The sequence below is a fragment of the Exiguobacterium sp. s102 genome, from assembly GCF_018618635.1.
Taxonomy (GTDB): domain Bacteria; phylum Bacillota; class Bacilli; order Exiguobacteriales; family Exiguobacteriaceae; genus Exiguobacterium_A; species Exiguobacterium_A oxidotolerans.
On sequence record NZ_JACSML010000002.1, the window covers coordinates 618,806 to 640,629 of the forward strand.

General features: G+C 43.1%; 29 protein-coding genes and 1 other RNA gene. 15 read left to right on the top strand and 15 right to left on the bottom strand.

Annotated features, from left to right (window positions below):
• Position 1: 1 nt before the first annotated feature.
• On the top strand, positions 2-262 hold the full coding sequence (locus KNQ02_RS08145; protein ID WP_029333470.1) for a hypothetical protein: 261 nt from the start codon (positions 2-4) through the stop codon (positions 260-262).
• A gap of 117 nt (positions 263-379) precedes the next feature.
• On the opposite strand, the gene KNQ02_RS08150 is transcribed toward KNQ02_RS08145, so the two are convergent.
• Both KNQ02_RS08150 and KNQ02_RS08155 read right to left on the bottom strand, forming a co-directional pair.
• Complete coding sequence (locus KNQ02_RS08150) at positions 380-961, bottom strand: DUF1643 domain-containing protein (protein ID WP_214807923.1); 582 nt, start codon at positions 959-961, stop codon at positions 380-382.
• Positions 962-974: 13 nt separating this feature from the next.
• Positions 975-1,658: a lytic transglycosylase domain-containing protein gene (locus KNQ02_RS08155; RefSeq protein WP_029333472.1), complete on the bottom strand. Its 684-nt coding sequence runs from the start codon at positions 1,656-1,658 to the stop codon at positions 975-977.
• Between the two features lie 315 nt (positions 1,659-1,973).
• On the opposite strand from KNQ02_RS08155, the gene KNQ02_RS08160 reads away from it, so the two are divergent.
• Positions 1,974-2,396 (top strand): hypothetical protein, encoded by a 423-nt coding sequence (locus KNQ02_RS08160; protein WP_088836877.1) that lies wholly within the window; start codon positions 1,974-1,976, stop codon positions 2,394-2,396.
• Between the two features lie 109 nt (positions 2,397-2,505).
• On the opposite strand, the gene KNQ02_RS08165 is transcribed toward KNQ02_RS08160, so the two are convergent.
• From KNQ02_RS08165 to KNQ02_RS08175, 3 genes are all read right to left on the bottom strand, one after another.
• A complete protein-coding gene (locus KNQ02_RS08165; RefSeq protein WP_159172632.1) occupies positions 2,506-3,405 on the bottom strand; it encodes a hypothetical protein in 900 nt (299 codons plus the stop codon).
• Between the two features lie 92 nt (positions 3,406-3,497).
• On the bottom strand, positions 3,498-3,704 hold the full coding sequence (locus KNQ02_RS08170; RefSeq protein ID WP_029333475.1) for a DUF2922 domain-containing protein: 207 nt from the start codon (positions 3,702-3,704) through the stop codon (positions 3,498-3,500).
• 18 nt (positions 3,705-3,722) lie between these two features.
• Positions 3,723-3,950, bottom strand: a complete 228-nt coding sequence (locus KNQ02_RS08175; RefSeq protein WP_029333476.1) for a DUF1659 domain-containing protein — start codon at positions 3,948-3,950, stop codon at positions 3,723-3,725.
• Positions 3,951-4,020: 70 nt separating this feature from the next.
• On the opposite strand from KNQ02_RS08175, the gene KNQ02_RS08180 reads away from it, so the two are divergent.
• From KNQ02_RS08180 to KNQ02_RS08195, 4 genes are all read left to right on the top strand, one after another.
• On the top strand, positions 4,021-5,016 hold the full coding sequence (locus KNQ02_RS08180; RefSeq protein ID WP_236549986.1) for a potassium channel family protein: 996 nt from the start codon (positions 4,021-4,023) through the stop codon (positions 5,014-5,016).
• 68 nt (positions 5,017-5,084) lie between these two features.
• Positions 5,085-5,777 carry a hypothetical protein gene (locus KNQ02_RS08185; RefSeq protein WP_159172631.1) on the top strand — a complete coding sequence of 231 codons (693 nt, stop codon included), beginning with the start codon at positions 5,085-5,087 and terminating at the stop codon, positions 5,775-5,777.
• Between the two features lie 59 nt (positions 5,778-5,836).
• Positions 5,837-6,250 carry a hypothetical protein gene (locus KNQ02_RS08190; RefSeq protein WP_088836881.1) on the top strand — a complete coding sequence of 138 codons (414 nt, stop codon included), beginning with the start codon at positions 5,837-5,839 and terminating at the stop codon, positions 6,248-6,250.
• A gap of 59 nt (positions 6,251-6,309) precedes the next feature.
• Complete coding sequence (locus KNQ02_RS08195; protein WP_088836882.1) at positions 6,310-7,653, top strand: S8 family peptidase; 1,344 nt, start codon at positions 6,310-6,312, stop codon at positions 7,651-7,653.
• Positions 7,654-7,705: 52 nt separating this feature from the next.
• On the opposite strand, the gene KNQ02_RS08200 is transcribed toward KNQ02_RS08195, so the two are convergent.
• Entirely contained in the window at positions 7,706-8,158 is a 453-nt protein-coding gene (locus KNQ02_RS08200; protein WP_235195231.1) for a hypothetical protein, read from the bottom strand.
• 135 nt (positions 8,159-8,293) lie between these two features.
• Between KNQ02_RS08200 and rnpB the strand changes: the two genes are divergently transcribed.
• An RNA gene (gene rnpB, locus KNQ02_RS08205) (RNase P RNA component class B) lies at positions 8,294-8,667 on the top strand.
• 109 nt (positions 8,668-8,776) lie between these two features.
• On the top strand, positions 8,777-9,922 hold the full coding sequence (locus KNQ02_RS08210; protein WP_214807925.1) for a THUMP domain-containing class I SAM-dependent RNA methyltransferase: 1,146 nt from the start codon (positions 8,777-8,779) through the stop codon (positions 9,920-9,922).
• A 353-nt stretch (positions 9,923-10,275) separates the two neighbouring features.
• Here the strand turns inward: KNQ02_RS08210 and KNQ02_RS08215 are convergent, their stop codons facing one another.
• Positions 10,276-10,521: a hypothetical protein gene (locus tag KNQ02_RS08215; protein WP_214801295.1), complete on the bottom strand. Its 246-nt coding sequence runs from the start codon at positions 10,519-10,521 to the stop codon at positions 10,276-10,278.
• 320 nt (positions 10,522-10,841) lie between these two features.
• Between KNQ02_RS08215 and KNQ02_RS08220 the strand changes: the two genes are divergently transcribed.
• Positions 10,842-11,126: a hypothetical protein gene (locus tag KNQ02_RS08220; RefSeq protein ID WP_214801298.1), complete on the top strand. Its 285-nt coding sequence runs from the start codon at positions 10,842-10,844 to the stop codon at positions 11,124-11,126.
• A gap of 52 nt (positions 11,127-11,178) precedes the next feature.
• Here KNQ02_RS08220 and KNQ02_RS08225 read toward each other — a convergent pair whose 3' ends face one another.
• Complete coding sequence (locus tag KNQ02_RS08225) at positions 11,179-11,508, bottom strand: ABC transporter permease (RefSeq protein WP_214769574.1); 330 nt, start codon at positions 11,506-11,508, stop codon at positions 11,179-11,181.
• A 167-nt stretch (positions 11,509-11,675) separates the two neighbouring features.
• On the opposite strand from KNQ02_RS08225, the gene KNQ02_RS08230 reads away from it, so the two are divergent.
• The 3 genes from KNQ02_RS08230 (at position 11,676) to KNQ02_RS15805 (ending at position 13,108) form a co-directional block, all read left to right on the top strand.
• Positions 11,676-12,290: an SMI1/KNR4 family protein gene (locus tag KNQ02_RS08230; RefSeq protein WP_214769571.1), complete on the top strand. Its 615-nt coding sequence runs from the start codon at positions 11,676-11,678 to the stop codon at positions 12,288-12,290.
• A gap of 66 nt (positions 12,291-12,356) precedes the next feature.
• Positions 12,357-12,644, top strand: a complete 288-nt coding sequence (locus KNQ02_RS08235; protein ID WP_214807928.1) for a hypothetical protein — start codon at positions 12,357-12,359, stop codon at positions 12,642-12,644.
• A gap of 128 nt (positions 12,645-12,772) precedes the next feature.
• Positions 12,773-13,108 carry a hypothetical protein gene (locus KNQ02_RS15805; protein ID WP_214807930.1) on the top strand — a complete coding sequence of 112 codons (336 nt, stop codon included), beginning with the start codon at positions 12,773-12,775 and terminating at the stop codon, positions 13,106-13,108.
• 1,431 nt (positions 13,109-14,539) lie between these two features.
• On the opposite strand, the gene KNQ02_RS08245 is transcribed toward KNQ02_RS15805, so the two are convergent.
• From KNQ02_RS08245 to KNQ02_RS08270, 7 genes are all read right to left on the bottom strand, one after another.
• On the bottom strand, positions 14,540-15,001 hold the full coding sequence (locus tag KNQ02_RS08245; RefSeq protein WP_214808312.1) for a YrvL family regulatory protein: 462 nt from the start codon (positions 14,999-15,001) through the stop codon (positions 14,540-14,542).
• Between the two features lie 991 nt (positions 15,002-15,992).
• Positions 15,993-16,472 carry a DUF7878 domain-containing protein gene (locus KNQ02_RS08250; RefSeq protein ID WP_214765643.1) on the bottom strand — a complete coding sequence of 160 codons (480 nt, stop codon included), beginning with the start codon at positions 16,470-16,472 and terminating at the stop codon, positions 15,993-15,995.
• A gap of 486 nt (positions 16,473-16,958) precedes the next feature.
• The gene (gene relB / locus KNQ02_RS08255) at positions 16,959-17,114 is read right to left on the bottom strand and encodes a type II toxin-antitoxin system RelB family antitoxin (RefSeq protein WP_251132550.1); all 156 of its coding nucleotides are present in this window, start codon (positions 17,112-17,114) and stop codon (positions 16,959-16,961) included.
• 566 nt (positions 17,115-17,680) lie between these two features.
• Positions 17,681-18,001: a hypothetical protein gene (locus KNQ02_RS15810; RefSeq protein ID WP_371816407.1), complete on the bottom strand. Its 321-nt coding sequence runs from the start codon at positions 17,999-18,001 to the stop codon at positions 17,681-17,683.
• A gap of 174 nt (positions 18,002-18,175) precedes the next feature.
• Entirely contained in the window at positions 18,176-19,105 is a 930-nt protein-coding gene (locus KNQ02_RS08260; RefSeq protein ID WP_214765646.1) for an ABC transporter ATP-binding protein, read from the bottom strand.
• Complete coding sequence (locus KNQ02_RS08265) at positions 19,105-19,794, bottom strand: ABC transporter permease (RefSeq protein ID WP_214807933.1); 690 nt, start codon at positions 19,792-19,794, stop codon at positions 19,105-19,107. The genes KNQ02_RS08260 and KNQ02_RS08265 overlap by 1 nt, the downstream gene beginning before the upstream one ends.
• A gap of 27 nt (positions 19,795-19,821) precedes the next feature.
• Positions 19,822-20,235 carry a DUF4064 domain-containing protein gene (locus KNQ02_RS08270; RefSeq protein ID WP_214765651.1) on the bottom strand — a complete coding sequence of 138 codons (414 nt, stop codon included), beginning with the start codon at positions 20,233-20,235 and terminating at the stop codon, positions 19,822-19,824.
• 187 nt (positions 20,236-20,422) lie between these two features.
• On the opposite strand from KNQ02_RS08270, the gene KNQ02_RS08275 reads away from it, so the two are divergent.
• The 3 genes from KNQ02_RS08275 to KNQ02_RS08285 all read left to right on the top strand — a co-directional run bounded on the left by KNQ02_RS08275 (position 20,423) and on the right by KNQ02_RS08285 (position 21,780).
• Positions 20,423-20,722 carry a DUF2089 family protein gene (locus tag KNQ02_RS08275; RefSeq protein WP_026833232.1) on the top strand — a complete coding sequence of 100 codons (300 nt, stop codon included), beginning with the start codon at positions 20,423-20,425 and terminating at the stop codon, positions 20,720-20,722.
• Positions 20,722-21,006 (top strand): hypothetical protein, encoded by a 285-nt coding sequence (locus tag KNQ02_RS08280; protein WP_214765654.1) that lies wholly within the window; start codon positions 20,722-20,724, stop codon positions 21,004-21,006. Before KNQ02_RS08275 ends, KNQ02_RS08280 begins: the two co-directional genes overlap by 1 nt.
• A gap of 156 nt (positions 21,007-21,162) precedes the next feature.
• Positions 21,163-21,780: a hypothetical protein gene (locus KNQ02_RS08285; RefSeq protein ID WP_214807936.1), complete on the top strand. Its 618-nt coding sequence runs from the start codon at positions 21,163-21,165 to the stop codon at positions 21,778-21,780.
• The last annotated feature ends 44 nt before the right edge of the window (positions 21,781-21,824 follow it).

A 21,824-nucleotide genomic window follows, 5' to 3' on the forward strand; every position in this document is an offset into this window, starting at 1 on the left:
AATGAACATGACGTGCGAAATATGTGGAAAAGAAACGAATAACCAAGTCAGTTATCTGGAACTGGAGACGTGGGAATTTAAATCTTTGAAGACAGATGAAAAAGACTTTCATGCGGTTTGTTACAGCTGTTTTGATAAGCATACGAACCAGTTCATCGATCAAGAAATGGATCTTGAATTGAGAAAAAAACGTTCGCAGATGGTGAATAAAGAAGTCGAAGCAGAAATCGAAGCTATTCTGGAAGTCGAAGTCGAAAAGTGATTCGAACCGCTTTACCGATGAGACAAGACAGCATCCAGACGTAAATGCTTTAATCGTCCTAAAAAAAGGTGTTCTCCCGTGTGTAAGAACCGGGAAGAACACCTTTTTGTTGACGCATTATTTACGCCGCAGTTTTTTCGCTTTTTGTTGCATCTCACGATACGTAATCATCGGACTGTCGTCGACGGTCAGACGCAAGTGGTTCGGTTCGCCTTTAGACGTGATGCCGGAGCAGTATAATATGTCGGCATATTCGTTGAATAAATCTTCGAATGCAGGCAAGTGGTGCATCAAGCGACCGGGGGAGCCCCATCCGCATAAGACAACTCCATTTTTGGCGCGGACTTGCTGTAACGTCTGTTCGACGAACTGGTAGTTGATTTCGTCATAGCTCGCCTGGGCGAACGGTAAATCTTCACTGACGAGTAAATCAGGCATCAAGCTGATGATATCGTATTGTTTGACGGGAGCACTGACGTGTTTCTTCATCAAGTTATACGCCCGTTGTGTCGTCGTCCCGGACAAGAAGGCGTCCGTCGTCCGCGGTGTATAAATCAATGCGGCGACGTGCGTCCCTTCCTCGATGTCGTCAAAGATGTAGCTTCGCAAATAACGTTTCGTCTTGTCTGCATCAAATGTCGTCTTGACGCGGATCGACGATTCCTCGATCTGAAGTGATGAAAGATCGGGTTGTGTCATGGTGGTGCCTCCTTTAATTGAGTAAACGTGAGCTGACGCGAAGAAGTAGGGCGAGTGTCTTTTGTTTGAAGTCGAGGTCGTTCGCATCAATCGTCTCGACTTGCTGTTGATAATTATCGTATTGTGCGAGGACGTCAACGACATATTGTTCACTGCGATTGTATTCAAACAGTGCGGACTCGAGCGTCTGGCGTTCAGATGTTTTCGTGACGTCATGCTGGTTGAGGTACTTCGCTGCCGTATGGGCGCTATCCGTCAGGTTTGTCGGATCGGCTTTGCCGTCCTGGTCAGCATCGACCCCAAGACCGCCATACTTTTCAATTGCTTCCGGATCCGTCAAATCAATCCCGTCGTGCTCGATGTCACCAAGCGACGTACCACCTTCATATCCCCAACCGACCCATGTTTTCGGCATGAATTGGAATGGACCGATGGCGCCGACGGACGACTGCATCGCGGAAGAGTTCGAAAAAATCGTCTCGACCCGATGGATTGCTGCTAACAGCTTCCAATCGATTTCATAACGGTCACCGGCTTGTTCGTAGATGTCGATGTTCTCGGCAGGGACGCCGTATTGCCCGTAATAGGTACGATACAATTCATTTTGGACACGTTCCCGATTCTGCCAGTAGACGAAGCTGCCGGCGATGAGGACGAACAGTACGAACAAGATGCTAACTCGTAAAAACTTTCGCATAATGTTCTCTCCTCTTTCGATGATTCCACTGAATGGTATCACATTTTTAGTGGGGCTAGTAGCTATTTCTTTACGGGACGGATGGTGTCGAAGGATTCGATCATTTTTTGCCGATTTGCGTCCAGGCGGTTAAAAAAAGCAAGACGCGGGGAATGTTGTTAATTACTGCCATCGTCAACAGCGGAAAAGTTTGTTAGACTGAACGTCAGACGAAGGCATCGTTCAGTTTCATTAGTTTGTCACTTGCACGAAAGGTCAATCGGCTTGTAGAATAAGAGAGTAAACGCTTACACATCAAAGGAGATGGACGAAACCATGCGAACGATCACTTCCACTGGCGAACGAAAGAAAACGAGTTGGATTTTGAACATCGGTAGTCAGCCAAAGTTAAAGACGGACGGAGTGATTGAAACGTCGATGGATCATGAGCGACGCATCCTCTTTCAGCAATGGTCGATTCCGACGACGGAGACGTTAATTTTTCGGTTTAAGCAACAATTCCCGAACCATCTCTGCGAGAACGGGTATGATGTGTATGGAGCGGCTGCTTTTGATGAGCAGGTCGTAGAACTGATTTCGAATTGGTTCGTCGAACTCGTCACGGTCCTGACGGCGATTCAACGGACGAAAGGGATTCATCATGTTCATATTAAAGGCGGCGTCGCGAAACGAACGGACTTTTTACCGACGATCCGCAGAACGTGTCGGGCCCTCGAGTCGACGCTCGACATCACTTAATTTCAAAATGCCACTACCTCGAAGTAAGTGTTCGACGGTAGCGGCATTTTTTTGTTTCGGAAAATCGGTTTCATTTAATAGGTATTTCATGCGTGAGAGTCGAAAGAGGTTACGTACGCGAATCGAGATTCTTCTCGACGGAGCGGCAGGCACGGAGTAACGCGTCCTTGAAGAAGCGATCTTCCTGTGAAGCCAGTTGGCGTGTCGCATCTTCGTCGCCACGCAGTGACTTGCCGAGCATTTGGATGACCTTGACCCAGCGGCGGACATGGTCGAGTTGGGGACGGCCCATTGCGACATAGACCGTGAACCAGTCATTTTGATCGCGGCGGATCATCCGTTGGAACAGGGATTTCGCTAAATCGACTTCTTCTGTCGAAGGCAGCTCGTTCGTTTCGAAAAACTGACGTAAGCCCCGGATGGCCGTCACATATGCCGCGAGGACTTCAGCCGACGGTTGGTGTTTTCCGTAGTCGGAAGTCGACAAGTGGATCAAGGCCGGTTTTTTCTCGATGCCCGTCACCCAAGCTGCTATCGTTTTACTGCCTTTGAGCGCTTGGCGGTTCGCGACGGGAAGTTTTGCCGTGACTTGTCCGACTTTCCCGATGACGGTCACTTTACTGTTGCGTTCCTGAATCTCCGTGACCTTCATCTCGACGGTGTCACCCATCTCGAACGGGATTGCTTTCGGTTGGAGCTTCTCTCCGGCAGAGAGGGGAGAGCGTTTACGGATCATCCGTAATGCTTCCTGCTCCATCCGGTCGTCGAGCGACCATAAATGTTCCGGAGGGACGTTACGGAAACGGCGGCGCCGCACCTTGATGTATTGATCAAGCGACTCCGCTGCTTGTTGACGGGTCGCGTCACCGGTCGCGACCGGTCCGATGATGTCTCGGAGCGTGATCGACTCGAGTCGTTCCATAATTCCTTCGAATGGAATCAGTTCCATTACATAGAGACTACAGACGACGAGTTCGCATTCGCGAGGGGTAAGAGGGCGTTTGGCCATAAATTGACTTCCTTTCCAGCTGGTTGATAACACTAGTATACCAAAAAAAAGTCATCATCACCTCAATCGGTGATGATGACAACTGGTGCGTGTTAGAGGACGTAGGCGGATTCCGAGCTGTTTTGCAGTTCGGCTTCACGCAGTTTGATGATGCCGTTATAAAACGGATCGTGTGCGACCATCAAGTTGCCGAGGGCTTTGACCTCAGCGACCGTCGTGTCTGCTTTCGCACCGGATAACCGAAGGCGAAACGGTTTGTTCGTCGATGTGTCGAACGTCAATAAAATGGTATGTTCCATGAGAATCCTCCTTTAAGATTAGGCGTTGAGTAGAGCGTAGTCACGACTGATTTCACTGTGTGTGTATGTTCCTGTGATCATTGCGCCGATGGCTTGACCGATTGCAGCGACAGCTTCAGGTGCTAAGTCTGGACGGAGTCCGTTGAAGCGACGACGGGCGATGAGGGCATCTCCGTTCGGTGAAACTTTATCCGCTCGTTCGAAGACGACAACGAGACTCGTTTTGATTTCTTCCGCTTGTGTCATGTGTATCACCTCCTTCGCCCCTATTAACAGGGTGCGAAGAGATATTGTTCGAAAGGAAGTGAAAAAAAGGATGATTTGGTTTCGATTTTTACGAAAGATGTCCTTTTTAAAGATGCGGACGTTAGGCTATGCGTCGTTTTTCTTTGTGTTCGGCGTCGCCTTGCTGATGTATCTCGTCGAACCGGAGACGTTCGGCTCGTATTTCCGTGCCGTCTACTGGACGATGACGACCGTCGTCACGGTCGGATACGGTGATTTCTTCCCGAATACGGATTTCGGGCGGATGATGACGATTTTTGTATTCATTTTCGGGATCGGGATCGTCGGGAGTTTAATTTCGAAGCTCGTCGACGGAGTCCAAGTGATCCGCGATCAAAAAGAGAGAGGGTTGTTGCAAGTGAAAGAGTCAGGCCATACGATCGTCTTCGGCTACAGCCGCCGGTCGAAACATGTCATCGAGGAACTGCTCGAGACGACGGATGTCATCCTCGTCGATGATTTGGAGCGAGAACCATTCAGTCACGAACGGTTCCACTATGTCAACGGGGACCCGGCACTCGCCTCGACGTTACAACGGGCGAACGTCAAACAGGCGGCGCGTGCAATCGTCCTCGCCGATCATTCAATGCCACCGGCGCTGGCGGACGGCCGGACGCTGCTGATTGCTTCGAGTATCGAACGCGCGAATCCTGACATCTATACAATCGTCGAGATGATGCTTGAAGAACATCTCGACAGCTTTGAACAAATCAAGGTCGACGAAGTCATTCTCGGGGACGAAACGATTTCCCGGATGGCGATTCTCGCCTCCCATCACCCGGGCGTGACGAAAGTCGTGACGAACTTATTGACGAAACACGGGGACGGAATGTTCTCGATTCCGGTACGGCCGGAGTGGACGACGTACCGTGAAGCGTTCCATGCGATGCTCGAAGAAGGCGTGACGATTTTGTCTGACGGAAAGCGACTCGACCTGAACCGGCGGCTCGACGAAACGATTCCGCCCGGCTCATTGTTGATCGTATTATGTGGAGAAGAAACAGCTAAACGGATTGGTGCTTTTTAAAGAAGAGGATTACATTTATTTCTTTTCGGGTATAGTAAATAAATTTACTATGTAGAGGAGAATTTATTATGACGAACGAACAACCAGAGTGGATTCAAGAATTATTTGAGACTGTCGATCAAGGAGATTTGAAAGATGTCCCGAAATTACTTTATATGGCGCTAACATTAGAACCAAGTTATTTCACGAAAGCAGTCAGTCGACTCAACCAGCGGCTGGAAGTCGAAACGCTCCGTGACGTATCGGAGCTGTTGACGGTGTATCGTCAATTCTTCATCTCGGCGAACCCGTCTGAAGAATATTGGACGGTCGCCTGGAATGAATTGATTCAAACGATGCACCACTTCATCGACCGGACGGAAGCACAACAACTCTTTAAAGAGCACGTCGATTTAATCGACTGGTGGTCAAGTGAATCGTTGTTATCGTTACCGAGCTGGTTGACGGTCCTCGATTTAGCGGAACGTATTGATGCGCTCGATCAATTCAGCAGCTACTTGCCGGACATTTTTGAAAGTTACGCTCTTGAGACGGCGAAAGACGAGCCGTTTGCGCGGCTTGCCTGGTACGCTCTCGCAAGTCAGCAACAAGCGTTGCTTGAGCCACACCGGGCGCGCATCGCCGAGTCGGAAGCGACTGAAATCCGCTCGCTCCAAAAGTCTGATTTACTCGATCAAATTGATACGACGCGCGTCCATGTGTTAAAGTCTAAGAACAACGAACCGATTGAATTGATGTTTGATCGAAAATGGACATTATAAGGCAGTGAACAGCAAGTCACATCAAGAAACTACACGAATTTAATCCAAGGGGTGTAGTGATGATACACGTCAATGTACCGAGCGGTGACTACATCGTTCTAGTTGAAATCAATCGCGAAGTATTACTTTGTCAGACGTTAGAAGACGCGGATCAAGCTCAGCGCGACCGCTATGAACTGGTCGGGAGAATGAGTGAACGCCTCCCGGCAGAAGTAATCGGTCCCTCGATTGCGGATTTCGTCAGATTTTCAACGGGTTTCATTGGCGAATCTGTAATATGGAACGAGGACGAAGAAGCGTTTTTTTGTCAGCAGTTTGAGACATTTGACGGTTCTCCGCTCGGAGAAGACTTGACGGGGATTGACGCCGCGCGTTGGCGCGCCGTCCTGGCACGGTACTATGCGTATGTCACGATTGGGAAAATCACTTCATTTGAAGTCAGCGAAGAATCAGGTGGCACTGTTCCTTTTTAAGTCCGTTGAATCAGCAAATCAATCGAATCGGCGTGTGTTAACAGAAGGGCAGGGTCCATATGAAAAAGCAACTTGTATCACTCACTGTCGCGCTTGCGGTCGGTCTACCGACGACGGCATTCGCTAGTTCCCAATATGTCCAGTACGATCCGACGTTCACTGACCAACAAAAACAAACCTGGTTAAAAGACCAAGGCCTAAAAGAAGTACGTCCGCTGAAACAGGACGGATTTTCGCTCGTCGAGCCACTCGCACACCTCGATGCGGATGAAGTCAAAGTTGACTTGATTCCCGTCACGGATGTCGAGAAGGCGACCGATTCGGCACAATTGCAACAAACATATCTTGATCAATCACGCATCCCTACTTACTGGAAGTACAGTCATGGGAAATCAGATATCCGCGTCGCAATCATCGATGACGCGATCGATACGAAACACTCGGAATTCAAGAACGTTATCTATAAGACGACGACGATTTCCGGAATCCGTAAACCGGATGATCACGGGACGCATGTCGCCGGAATCGTCGCAGCTGCAGAAGACGGAAAAGGCATCGTCGGTGTCGCTTCCGGTGTCAAGCTGATCGGCGCGGACGTCTTTGACGGTGATTATGCCAGTTCGATTGATATCGGTGACGGGATTTTATATGCGATCGCGCAAGGCGCGGACGTCATCAATCTGTCGCTCGGTCAATATGAATTTGATCCGTACATGGAAAAAGCGATCAAGAAGGCGGAAGCGAATAACATCATCGTCGTCGGCGCTGCCGGCAACGACGGTCGCAATAAATTGCTCTTCCCGGCGTCGATGTCGTCGGTCGTCGCCGTCGGTTCGGTCGGAACGCTCGGTCGGGCATCGACATTTTCGAACTACGGACGTGGACTGAACATCATGGCACCAGGGGAGGGCGTCTACTCGACGATCGTCGGGAACAAATACGGCTACCTCGACGGAACGTCGATGGCGACACCGATCGTCAGTGGCGTCATGGCGCTTGCGAAGTCAAAGAACCCGTTCATTTCGAACCATACGCTCCGCAGTAAGCTTTATGCGGCCGCATCGAAAAAATCAGGCGATACGTCGCTTCATTACGGGAAAGGTCGCCTGAATGCCGGGATGCTGGCGAAAGTACCGGCTCCGATTTCGAAAATCTCGTTGCCGTCCGTCATTAAACCGAACCAGACGTTTTCGTTCTATTTTAATGAGTATTCGAGTGCGTCGACCCGGACCCGCCTGTATAAGGACGGTGCCGTCGTCAAAACGTTTTCTGACTCGAACTTACGCAACGGGCTTCACAAATTTTCCTACAAGCTAAAGGACAAAGGGACGTACAAACTCGTCTTCACGACGTCTGCCGGCCGCCATACACGAACGGTCGAACGTGTCCTGACGGTCAAATAATCAAATAAAAAAAGCCAATTCCTCATGTGAGGAACTGGCTCGAAGAAAGGACTCAAAGATCTTGCTTTGGGTCTTTTCCTTTTTTATAAACGGGAGTCGGCACAGTGAGGGTCTCACCTGTCCACTCGATTTTAGCTTCCATTTTATACCCGGTATCATCCTCATGGACAAACGAGAGGCGTCCCGAATCAATTAGTTGATACAAACCGAATTCAACCTGTTCCGCCCATGAGCGTAATGTCATCGCTTCATCATAGAGTGGAATTTGTTGTGGGAATCGTTCGTTCATCAAAAGAATATCGTGTTGGTCGAAATGATAGCTTCGTTTTGATAACGCATCCGGTTGTTTGACGTTAAATGGCTCGAACGCATGGATGAGTTCTCCTTTACGATAAAAGGCAAAGATGCCGTTGCGGAGATGCAGCGCCTTGATTTCATCGATTTCGATCAAGAACGTCAGCTTCCGGACGGTACGCTGGTTCGTACCAGAGCGTCGTTTTTTCATAGTACATGCCCCCTTCTGAACCATTGTACTATACCGCGAAATCACGTGAACACGCAACTTTTTCGATTGTCGTTTTTGAAAATAAACCTTGCGGGAAACAGGGGAGTACGCTACACTGTTAAGCAGTGACTATGTTGGTTCGGACAATTGCGGGGCACTTCGGTGCTTTGAGGAAAGTCCATGCTCGCACAACCTGCGATGGTTGTAGTGATCGTGCTACACGAAAAGATAAGTGTAGGCAGCGTCGTGCTGACGGCAGAAGGAACGCCTAAGTCTTCGGATAGGGCCGAAACTTCTTGAAAGTGCCACAGTGACGGAGCCTTACTGGAAACAGTAAGGGTGGAACGAGGTAAACCCCACGAGCGAGAAACCCAAATTTGGTAGGGGAATTTCCGGAGCGGAACTGAACGCGAAGGAGAGCGTATGTAAATACGGAGATAGATGATTGTCGCCCACGTGTGAGGGTCAAACCGTTTGCAACACTAGGGAACAGAACATGGCTTACAGGACCACATAGGCTGTTATTTTTACTTTGAACGAGAGTCCAGGTCCAACTGGGCTCTTTTTTTATTGAAATGATTTTGGAAATCTTAAAAACAGGTAGGAGCGTGAACAATCATGGCAAAACGTTTAGTCATCGCGACGGCAGCGATGGGCATCGAGGCATTGGTCGCGAAAGAAGTCCGCGATTTAGGATATGAGTGTACGGTCGAAGACGGAAAAGTTTACATCGACTGTGAGATGGAAGACATTCCACGTTTGAACTTGTGGCTCCGGACGGCAGACCGAGTCAAACTGGTCGTCGCGGAATTTAAGGCGACGTCGTTCGAAAAATTATTTGATCAAGTCAAAGACCTCCCGTGGAGCGAACTGCTCCCGTGGGAAGCGAACTACGTCGTCAACGGGCGGTCCGTCAAATCGAAGCTGTTCTCAATCCGGGACTGTCAGAAAATCACGGAAAAAGCGATCGTCTCGCACATGCAGGAAGCGTACAACAAAGGGGATGAGTGGCTGCCGAAAACGGGCGCCAGCTTCCCGATTGAAGTCGCGCTCTTAAAAGACATCGCGACGCTGACGATTGATACGTCAGGTGACGCGCTCCATAAACGCGGCTACCGCGAGTTCCACTCGGCGGCACCGCTCAAAGAGACGATGGCAGCGGCAATGCTGATGCTGACGAACTGGAAGCCGGACATGCCGCTCTACGACGTCTTTACGGGTTCCGGAACACTGGCAATCGAAGCGGCGATGATCGGACGCAATATCGCACCCGGGATCAACCGTGAGTTCGTCTCGCAGGAATGGGCATCGATTCCGAAAAAAGCTTGGTTCGACGCAATCAAGGAAGCAAACGAAAAAGCCGAGTGGGACAAGCCGCTCAAAATCTATGCCAACGATACCGATCCGGAGATGGTCAAGCTCGCGAAACAAAACGCTGAGCTCGCGGACGTCCGGGACGCGATCAACGTCATGCAACGGGACGCAGCCGACTTCAAGCCGAAGGAAGACTTTGGTGTCATCATCGGCAACCCGCCGTACGGGGAACGTCTCGAAGACGCACGTGAAGTCCATCAGTTGTACCGGAAAGTCGGTAACGCCTTTAAGGAATTCCCGTATTACAGTGTCTATATGATCACGTCATACGTCGAGTTCGAGAAAGCGTTCGGCCGCCCGGCGACGAAACGCCGTAAGCTGTATAACGGGAACATCGAAGTTCAGTTTTATCAGTACTACGGATTGCGCCGGAAACGTCCGCAAGCGTAAGTCGCTCCTGTTGTTTTATTGAAATTTGACTGATATAAGTCAGTCTAAAAACTATGTTTGTGACGGACGTTTCCGTCCTCCATCAATCAAATGGCCGATAATCCCACTTTTCACGGGAATATCGGCCATTTTGGTACAAATTCGTAGTGTTCATAACGCTTTAGTCTGTGACTGAATCACGCATGAAAAAAACACTGATTCGTTTTAATCGATAGATATCCCACATATGAGTCAGCCTCAAGAATTTCCCCGCGAACTGCTCAACAGAGCGTTTTTTGTGTATTCAGTTAGGTATTGTGTTTAATCATACAATTCGTCATACAAAAAAAGCCGTCAAATCGACGGCTAAGCTGTTACCATTCATATCCTTCTTCACTGTAAGATCCATCCGAATTGAAGAAGCGTTCTTCTGTTTTTCCGCTTGATGTATTTGTATAAATGACATATACATCGAGATCATCGTGCTGATCCGCCATTTTTTTAGCAGCTTTACGAGCATCGGCCTCATTCGTAAACGATTCAGTCAAACTTGCTTCTCCATGTTTCTCGACACCGTGCTCTTCATAACCTTCGACTGTCCAGACTTTTTTTGATGACATAACCAACATCCTTTCGTTGCAGAGCGAGTTGTGTAACACTTTGCTGTTTATCATTATGCTTGGTTTCATTAAAGTTAGTCAAATCATCATCCTTATATGGATAGAGAACAGCATCCAAAAGGACTTGAGAGTGAAGACGAAAAGCGATTTTTCTCGTTTAAGAGAAGAATTGTTTTTTAGTTTTTCTCCATTTAGGTATTCACTTACATTATTGTAATCATCATAAATATCGAATGAACATCCGTTTCAATATGGTAAATTATTGATATTGATAAATGGTTGGTGGTTTTAAAATATGCTCGACTAGGAGGAAAAATGGAATGGATATTCTGCTAAAAGGTTTACTTTATGCAGCTGTGCTCGGAGCGCAGTATGTATTATCGAGTCAAAAGAATGTGTACTTAGGGGCAGTTGTTCCATTGTTGTTTTCTGCAGGAATGACTTGGCGATATGTTAACGTCGAGTCGGTTAGTACAATACAATACTTGCTAATCACAGGGTTTGGTTTGCTTTGTTTGGTAGCGGAGTGGGGGAAAGGCCGAGAGGTGTTTAGAAAAAAACAGGAAAAAGAGTTGGAGCGCATGAGCATACAGGATTTGAAGTGAACAGACCGTGCATTATGATTCGAAGTTAGGGTTCCTTTTCTATTCTGTATTTTCATCTTGACTGATTTACTTGCCGTCGTTTAATGAAGTTCTTAATCCCTAATACGAGACCGATGATGAGATACAGGATCCCGTTACCAACGATCACGAACCCAATAAAAGCTGCTGCATAAGCTGCTCCAAAACCGTATCCGCCCGTACTATGGTCGATTTTTAAAAAAACAGAACCGGTTATCAAAGCGATGATTGGTCCGAGTATGACAATTAGTAAGCCGGATCCCCATAAAGGCATTTTCCCTTTTTTGTATAAAAGGATAGCTGATACATTTAATGCGATTAAGCTTGGTAATAATACACTCCAAAGTAGTCCATCACCACTCATCTAAAGCCCTCCTTCTAATGATAAAATAGGTAATAAATGTAATAAAAGCACTGAGTTGATCATATCATAAAGTCTGTAATCTAGTATCTTTATTTCCAACTAAAGGTATAAACTGAAGAGGATATTTTGGCGTGATGATAGTTCGAAAAAAATGAGGAGGAGATAAAATGAAACTGATTGAAAGAACGTTGATTTTGCTCAAACAAATGTTCAAAAACGAACCGAGATTTATTATGGGGAGATACGGGAGAAATGGATGGGCAACTTGCACCTTCAATACACCGTTAACTTCTAAAGAGATTGATTCACACTTCCTGAAAGATACGTTTTCTTTACCAAGGGACTACAAACATTTTTTAACGTTACATAATGGATGCGGTTTATTTGAAACAGAATCTGATTTAATCCTAGAATTGTTTCCTCTTGAGGAAATGCTCGAAATGTCGGAAGAGCACCATTCAGAAGACGGTATCCTCTCAGAAGGAAACTACTGGATCATAGGTCAAATAGATGAGAAATGGATTTTAATTGATAAAAATCAATGTACAGATGCAGAAGACTCCTTTAAAAAACCATATATCACGGTCGTGCATCCATCAGATGGTCTGGACACTGCAGTTGCGTTAAATTTAAATTTCGAATGTTTTTTAGAACGTGCTATCATCGCGCAAGGCGACTACTTTTGGGAGTGGTCAGAAGACACTGAACTAACTGTAACGTATGGTGATGTTTCGACGTATGAAGAAATCGACGAAACACTTTATCTCGAAGATAAGAAATAAAATATTTGATTGATTGTCGAAAGGAATAACAATAGGAAACACAACAAGGAGAGGAGGAATTGTGTCATGTGGCTACTGTTTGGGATACTTGCCATCTTCGCGACGGCGGTGAATCTGATTTTGTACTTCATCGGCAAGGACTATAAGCTGGCGATGGCTGCCGGGTTATCGCTTACGGCGCTCACACTGTGTGCGGAATACAGTCAACTGGCGAGCTGGGTCGAAGCGGAGGACTGGGCGGCCTTGGCAGACGTTGTTCCCGGAATGGAACGCGCCTGGTGGTTCTTAACGATTGTGTCGATTGGACTGAATCTGACACCACTGTTGCTCGAATATCGAAAAATCCGATCTTAATTGAGGCGTGAATGGATTTTAAAAGGGGATTACACGATGGATTAGCAGACCGTTCAACTGAGACGACAAGGCTTCATACTGCGACACATCTTCTGCACGAAGGATTGAGAAGAGTGTTGGGGGAGTCGGTGGAACAACGTGGTAGCAATATCACGGTCGAAAGACTACGGTTTGATTTTACGTTCCATCGAAAGGTGACCCAAGAAGAAATAAAGAGGGTGGAGGATTTAGTCAATGAACAAATTAGTAAAGGGCTAGCAATCAGTATCAAGAAGATGAGCGTAGACGAGGCGAAAGGAATGGGGGCTACCGGACTATTCGAAAGCCGATACGATGAAAACGTCAAGGTGTATTCGATGGGTGACTTCTCGCTAGAGATTTGTGGTGGCCCGCATGTGATGAATACACGTGATCTTGGGAAGTTTAGAGTGATCAAAGAAGAAAGTTCCGCTAGTGGCGTATGACGAATTAAGGCGCAGTTGACTGAATGAATGGATGTGGAATTGTTATACAAATAAGAAAATGGAACGTTATTGTCTGCATTTGTCATTCCTTCGTCTAGCAGCATCTACAAACTGAAGTTCTTTTCACTCATTTAGAACTACTTATAGCCATTGATAGTTTCATAATAGTTCTTCCGGATTAATGCTTCTATTATGAAAACGGAATCATCAATAATAAGCCAGTGCCGTTGTAGCAATATCAATTGATCAGTGATCGAAATGAAAATCTTCTCGGATTTGGGTTTTAGTTTCAGCATGATTCGGCTCTTTAATATGATAAACAATTTTTGACCAATAGATAAGAGACCGTTATTGGCTAGTATCTCTAGATTTAAATGCCGATAGAGACAACTATCGCGTAAAGGGAAGCAAAATGAAAGGAAAGAAGTCCACACCTGAGGAATGATGTGGACTTCTTTTTTATAGTAACTATGCTTTTGCTACGTTAAATAGTCAGTATTCGTCGTGATAATCATTTATAGACATCACGACGATGGCCGATTTTAAGAATCAAGATTACGACTTTCTCATCCTGGATGTCAGCCATCATGCGATAACGCCATTCACCCGAACGATTCGAGACGAGTCCCTTTCCATGATGATCCGCGTTTGTTGGGGACCCATCTTCTTGAGAGACTTTTGAGCTCCGTGCTCAAACTCTACGGTGTATGAAGTCATCCTAAATCAAGTTCCTTCATCTTGCTTCGGAACAGCCGTGTATCATTGGGGTTGACGACTTCGCCTTCAAAAAAGGACATCGTTACGGGACAATCATCTGCAATGCATAGACCCATCGTCCAACCGAATTATTCCGTTCATGGAATCCCGACGAGATGATTACATGTATAGATGGATTGATTGAAAAGCCTGTTCGAGCTTCTTCGGACAGGTTCCTAGGATACCAAGAAACATTTCAGAAAAAAGGCGTTGTAGTAGTGAGTAATCGTTTCTATCTGATTTACAATCTGTGGGAGTTGATTGTTACTGTTTGTAGAAATGTGCTATCTGGTCGTATACCAATCTGTAAGAGCCAGTCTGTGGTAGAGGAACTTTCATCCTCTATCACAGAATTTTTGCCCGATGATTCTAATCGTAAAATGCTTGTCTCTTCTGTTCAATCCATGTATCAAAAGGGCATGTCTCTGAATGCAATCGCTCGTTCTCCTCACCTAAAATAGCGAACTGTCAAGAAGTATAATGAGCTTGGTTACCGACACTTGTCACTACGACGGAAAAGTTCCCATTCAATTGATTGTTATATGCATCATTTAAGAGAGTACGTCTCGTTCTCATGTGAATCTGTCGTAATAGTTATAGAAAAAATGCATTCTTAAGTTTCCTGGGGTGCACTTTAAAATAGGACTGTATTTGATTGGTCGTATGACTCTCAGATTATTTTCCTCTTTTTTTAAAATTTTCAAATTCTTTGGTGCCTCTCTTTGGAGGTTCAGAGTCGTTTTGAATTGCTAACCATCCTATTAAGCCTGTGATTAGAGAAAAAATGAGGATACCTATTTGAGAAATAGAAACAGTATCTATAAATTGAGTGATTACTTTTAAAAGTACAAACGTACTAGCAATATTTAGGATCAACTCTATAAAACCTTTACTTGATTTTATAAAATTTAGAGTGACTAGGGCTTTCAATAATGACTTTAAAAATAAATTGATTGGAATTTCCAAAACTAGATATACACCAAAGAAGAATAGTAAACTTGATAAAGATTCGTAATGTAGACCAAGTATCTTTAAAAAAACAAATTCAAGAGAGGTAAATACAAGAAGTATGACAGAAATGATTAAAGCGCCTATAGATAGAGTTTTAATTTCTTTAATTTTAATCTTCCCCTTTATTTTTTAGATAGAGTGTCATAAATGTTAACTTTTCCCGAGCCGAAATAAGGGTCAATCCCTTCAAATCCTAAATCCACGGTTCCTTTAATTAATTGGTTGTCAATAAATGTTCTACTGATTTATGGACGAAAAACGGCGAAACGTTTTTCTTTTAAGAGAGTGCAAGCGAGTAAGGAATGGATTCGTCCCGAATCCAAGTGCAATGAGAGATTCGCAGTGGACGGATCCACTGCGGGTAAGAAAATACATCTTGTTTTTCTATGTAGAAGAGTGTTATGGAGCATGTATTAGTGAGACAAGTAGTGAAGTGTATGAAGGTTTGAGGGTAGATAGCTGATCGAAGTGAATTGATCCTCCTGTTAGATAGGTAGTAATGTTCTTTCTACTTTATGTACAACATGAAAAGATTTTTTGGCCTCATCGCACCGCTGCCCCCCTGCCGGACCGATAATTAGAGCTGGATTGTCAACACTAAACTAGACAATCACTCCTTAAGAAGATTGTCTAGTTTAGTGTTGACAATCGAATTTTCTTCATGGGTTCTTGAACTACCTCCACCTACGCTGCGCTAAGAGGTGGAGGATTCTTGAGTTATTCAACAACCTAGCGGTCAAAAAATTATCAGGCTAACCCCGTTGTCCCGACGGTTGAACGTTGATCTTGTCCGTTTCTTTTATACGGATGCCTACTCTGCTTGGTTTTCGCTACTTCGGTCATCCGCAAGGTGAACGTTGAAGATTTTACGTGACAGACGAACTTCCTGTCACAACGCCATATCTTCAGTTTTCAAAGAACATGACTTTTTTTATTCCTGGTTTTAATTGTTTTCAAACCAAGAGTGTTGGACAATTGACGTGTCGCAAGACACGCCTTGCCCGAAGACGATTCATCTCCCACTTGCACTAAGGCTTCGCCCTGAACGTTTAGAAGTGGGAGTATTCTCGTCTAATTTTGATAAAAAACATTTAATATACAAATTTTGATTAGAAATTCATTCCTTTAATAAAGTGTAAGGAATATGATGTATGAACTTATCTAACTGGACATTGAAGTAGGTTTCAATGTCTGACTTTAGCCTCTGTTCTAGGTCAAGTAAGGATGAAACTAACATGTCTAACGGAAATACATTATATCGATCATGTTCACCCCATATGGATTTAATACGACCTCGATTAGAAAAGGGAATCATCGAAATAATGGCTTCTTTTTCGTTCGCATCAAATTCAACTGAGTAATAATGAAACTCAGGGACTGACGTTTCCGTTATTTTTTCTTTCCAACGGTATAGAGATTTGTAAAACTCTAAAATGGACAATGAGGTTTCTAAATAAATGTCATCGTTCATTGTTATAGTGAACGATGCTTCGATTGAAAGAATGGCTGGGATATCCTTTGCAGAACGTTTTGAAAGAGCAGTAGGTTGATTTAAAAATGTATAAGCAAACATTACTTGATTAGGAGTACTACTCATATTTTACTGTCAGATCCTTTCAAAGACGCTTTAGTTATTTCCTGAATCGTTTGTCTTCTGACGTCGCTTGAATGACATTGAGAAAACGATATTGCGTACGATTTCAGAGATGATAGACGTACAGATTTCGATAATCAATTGAATCTCTCCTCTTCTGTATTGATTTCTTCTTCAGTATAGTCGTTTAGATTAATCAATTTTTGATAATTATTGCTAACTTGTGATAACAGGATTTAAAAAGAAAGAAGTCCACACTTGAGGAATGATGTGGACTTCTTACTATAGTAAATTGTGATACTTGCTGGGTTAATTGATAAATTGTTCATAATAATCATTTATAAACCTCACGACGGTATTCAATCTCAAGAACCAAGAAGACGACTTTCTCCTTTTGGATGTCAGCAATCAGAAGGGGGTCGCCGATGCAATAATGCCATTCACCCGAACGATTTGCAACAAGTCTCTTTCCATCCCGACCAGGTGCTGTTATTCTAAATCAAGTTCCTTCATCATATCGTCAAACGAAATTGATTCTGATTTTTTACGGTATGCTGCCATGGAATCATGATAGAGTTGTAAATCCATCTCATCTTCAATACGATCGAGGACGGCATCGCGAACAAGTTTAGAAATCGTACTCATACTTATCATCTCCTTTGTAATATATATTTAGATGTTAGTATACACGAGCTCTATTCGTTCGCTATTCATTTTACCATGATCAAGAAAGCAAACTGATCATCACCGTTCTCCGACCATCTTGCTTGAAGTTCATATGCGTACGTTCCGCTATTTTTTGGTGTTACCAGTTGATTATTTTTTAACGTAACAGAGTTACCGGTCTTCTTGTTGTTAAACTGAAAAATTTTGATTGTATCAGGTTCTGGATCGAAGGAAATCTGGATTTTCTCGTTAGGCATGACGGTGACCGGTTTACTTTTTTCAGTCATATGCAGACCGTCTACGTAGATTTTGTCTACACATTGACTGCTAAACAAGCCACTCCAGCAAAATGTACCTTGGACCGTTAAAATACTTTGTCCCTTTATCTCGACACGGGGATCTGGCGGCTCATTACATAAGGGTTCGAATTGAACAAAAAAACGCAAAGATGATCATTACAGAACCAGTCAATAAGTATTTACGCATTTGAAACTGTTCTCCTACGCAAGTAGTATCTTAAAAAATCAATCATATTTTTAATCAGATCATCTGATGTGAGTTAAACTGAAATGTGGCTTAAATCGGATATCAACTTCCGTTTTTCCTGAATTGTCTCGGATTTTTAAACACTCATTTTCATTTCTGATTGATTCTATATGATATAGTTCAAAATCGAAGATCGTCCAATTGTATATATCACTACTTAGACTGACGATGCATTTATTTTCATATTGCGAGATATACAGTAATATCTGAAACCCGAGCTTATCGATTTTACTATACATATAGGACCCTGCTCCTTCTTGATAAAGTTCTTCAGGTTCGGATTCGAATAACTCAAGCAGTTCGTACTCATCATAAAACATGTTTTTTTGTCTCCAAGCTTTTATTTTTTATATTCTGTATTCCTTTCCACGATATACGTGTTTATCCTGCGGTATTAAGGTTTTATTTACTTCAGAATTATGGCTATTCTTTTCTGTATCCAAGTAACGCATAAAATGATTTCGGCATAAAACGCTTGTATAATACGTGTTGTATTATGCTGAACGTACTTCTACACCTAAGTTTAGGAAAATTTCTTCCAAGGAAGCTTCTTCTACCTCTAATCGATAGACATTTACTTGTTGCATAACCAGGTACTTATTCAGCTCAGGAATAGCACTTTCATGTTGCACGATGAATTCAGAATGTGTAGCGGAGATGCTTAAGACTTTTACTAATTTCGATAGCTCGATTGTTAGCTTCTGTTGAGTTTCGTTATCGATCATCTCATGTTTCACATAAACGGTGATACTTTTTTGATACTGACTTCTTAATTCACTCATGGTACCTTTTGTCTGAATCGAACCTTTGTTCATGATTGCAATTTCTGTACAAAGCTTTTCGACCTCGTCCAGGTTGTGAGAAGTCAAGAAAATAGTAGTACCTTCAGCAGCTACCTTTCTGATTAAAGAGTGAATACCCAGAATAGAGTTCGCATCTACGCCTGAAGTCGGTTCATCCAAAAATAAAATGTCTGGTTTATTGATCAAAGCTTGGGCAATCCCCAGCTTTTTTTTCATTCCAAATGAGTAGTTTTTTGTTTTGGTATTCATTGCTTCTTCTAACTGAACATCTCTTAAGACATTTTTTAATTCTTCCGTGGTCAATTTGAGGCCAAGCACCTTACTGAAATACTTCAAGTGATCAAGCGCTGTAAAATTTTCGTAAAAAGTTGAGTAATCGGGTAAAACGCCTATCCGTGTTCGAACATCATTTAAAGAATTTCCTGCCGCTCCCAATATTTCAAAAGTACCTGAGGTAGGCCGTACAAGTCCTGTAATCATATTGATAAATGTTGATTTACCAGCGCCGTTTTGACCTAAAAAACCAAAAATAGAGCCACTTGTTATTTCTAAATTTAAATTGTTCACGACCGTTTTGTTTCCATACTTCTTAGTTAAATTCGTTGCGCGAAGGGCTATCATCAGAGATCTCTCCTTTTAAAGATGATTAAACTTAGCATGACAAAGACTACTGTATGTATTAAAACGAAATACGTGTAAGAAGTGTTTGCATGAGTGTAGTAAAAATACGGAGTTAAATAGGAAATTGTATCGATTGCTACGTTCTTTGAAAGAAGACTCCACATGCCGATTACTGGTAAAGCGATAGAAAGGACAATTCCTGCGAACATGGTCAAAGAAGAGTTACTTACTACTGTCGAAAGGAACAGCGATAGACCAATGAAGTAAGATACGAAGATAATGCTTTGAATCAAATCTACAAAATAAAATGACTTAGAAAATGGAACAATCAATAAGAGTGCGATACTTAAGCAAAGTACCCAAAACGAGATATTCCCTAAAAACTTCCCGAAGATAATGTTTTCGCGAGAGGTTTTCGTCGCTAAGAATCGAATGGTTTTAGATTCCATCTCTTTGTTGACACTGCTATGCGAAATGCTCGTCACAAATAACGGTGCAGCCAAGAAGAGAAGTAGCATCAATCCAATCACATAAGCATTGTCTCCTAACCCTAAGCCGCTCAGTTCACTTTTAAACTGACTGACCAGTTTAGCGGATCCAACCGTCACTCCGAACAGAACAACAATGATGATGATTGCTCTTATGCTTTGGAAGAGTGATTTAAATTCTCGAAGTGTAATAGCCAACATTGATTTACCTCATCTCTATAAGTTGATTTAATTTTGTCGAGCTAACTTCTTATTTTTCGATACGTTTGTGATTCCTGCAATCAAATAAGCGATTGATCCTAAGAAACCTGCGAATAAGGTGAGTACACCTCCAAGAATGGCGGTCGCGATTAAGACTTTTCCGACAGATTCATTTTTTCTGATACGTATGATTGAGAGGATTCCTCCTGCTGTACATAAAAGTGAAATGGCTCCTAAGTATAAAAAGAAATTTTGTAAGAAGGTGATGATTTGAGCAGCTGTTACGTCCTTAATATTTTCGTCTGTAATAAATTCTTTTGCTAAATCTTTTGTACCAGCACTCTCACCAATCGTTCCATAGAGCATAAAACCACCAATACAAAGCGACCCAAATAAAATGATACCGATAAAAGAAAACACGATTTCTCCAGTTCTTTTCAAATTCAACAACTCCTTTTCCTTATTTTTCCGATTTGACAACTCCAAACTAACACGAATAAGTTAACGTATTCAAGTGAAAATTGAATATAATTCAAAAAAATATTCTTTATTTTTTTAACTTATGTAAAAAATACTTTAACTTTATTTATTTTTTGGCTATTCTACATATACAGGAAGGAGATGGATAATGAATAAAAACGAAGTTCCTGCGTGGGTTTTATCTCTAGAACTTGACGAAATAGAATTCATTAAAAAGTTTATTTTGAGTTCTGGATCACTGAAAGAATTAGCTAAAGGTTATAACGTTTCTTATCCGACCGTCAGAATTCGGGTCGATCGAATCATTCAAAAAATCGAATTAAACTCTAAGGCAGAGAATGAACCCTTTATCGCATATATCAAGCAAATGGCTATTGAGGACCGCATTAGCATAGATGATGCCAAAAAAATAATTGATAAATATAGACAAGAAAGGAGCAATACTTAATGGATGTTCTTGTTTCAGCTTTGTTTATCGCAGCAGGTTTGGGATTACAGTACCTTTTATCAAGTAAAAATAATCCATATCTCGGAGTCATCATTCCAGTCCTCTTCGTGACAGGAATGACATGGCGTTATCTTGAGGGTGGGTATAACAGTTTTCTTGCATACATTTTAATTTTAGGATTCGGACTGATCCTTCTTTTCGAGGAATGGTCACGCGGACGAAAGGCAATGAAAAAGAATCAGGAAAAAGAATTAGAAAAAATAAAAACGTATGATATCAATTGATGCAACGAAATACAGAGAGTCATTAGGTACCGCGGTGATGATTTTCATGAAGATTTAGTCCTTAATGTTTAGAAATAGGCAGATTTGTGCCTGGTTTTGATAAAACTACTGGAATCAAGCAAGATTTTTTTGTTTGATTCCTTTTGGAGGTTCCAAATGACAATCGAAGTAATTAAAAATATAAGGGTGTTGTTTCGCGAAGAAGCGAAACGACCAGTCCCATTGTTGGACTATCTTGAACTAAACGATTTACGAATCAATGAACTTCTAAAAGATGAAAATCGGAATGGTGAATTTATTATTGAATTCAAGCTTGAACAAGACACTATCACGTTGTCTTACGAAATGCATGAGCTGGAAGAAACATCACAAGTCGAATACATCGTGTATTTCATCTGTAAGTGGAAATGGATTTGGCAATGGTATTCGAAACGATTTTTAGAACACGACATACCATTTGACGTTTATCCGACAATTATTGATTACGCGAAAGCCCGCATACGTCCACTCGAATTAATGGAAGAAACGGTTCAAGAATTAGAGGGATATACAAAAGAAGGCTTACTCTTTTATTATGGGTCGGGACCGTTCGATGACTTTGAGGAGTCCGATCAAAATCTGGATCAAATTTTAGAATATGATGAAATGAACAGTAAAGAAACCATGCGAGAACAGGGACTTTATTTTGACCCGGAGATGGAAAGATGGATTCAGATTCCGGCTTCTCTCGACATCATCGAAAAGACAATTCGGCCATTATCAAACGTAATGTAAGGACGGACTTGACGATTAAGAAAGCATCCTGCAACGATATTTTT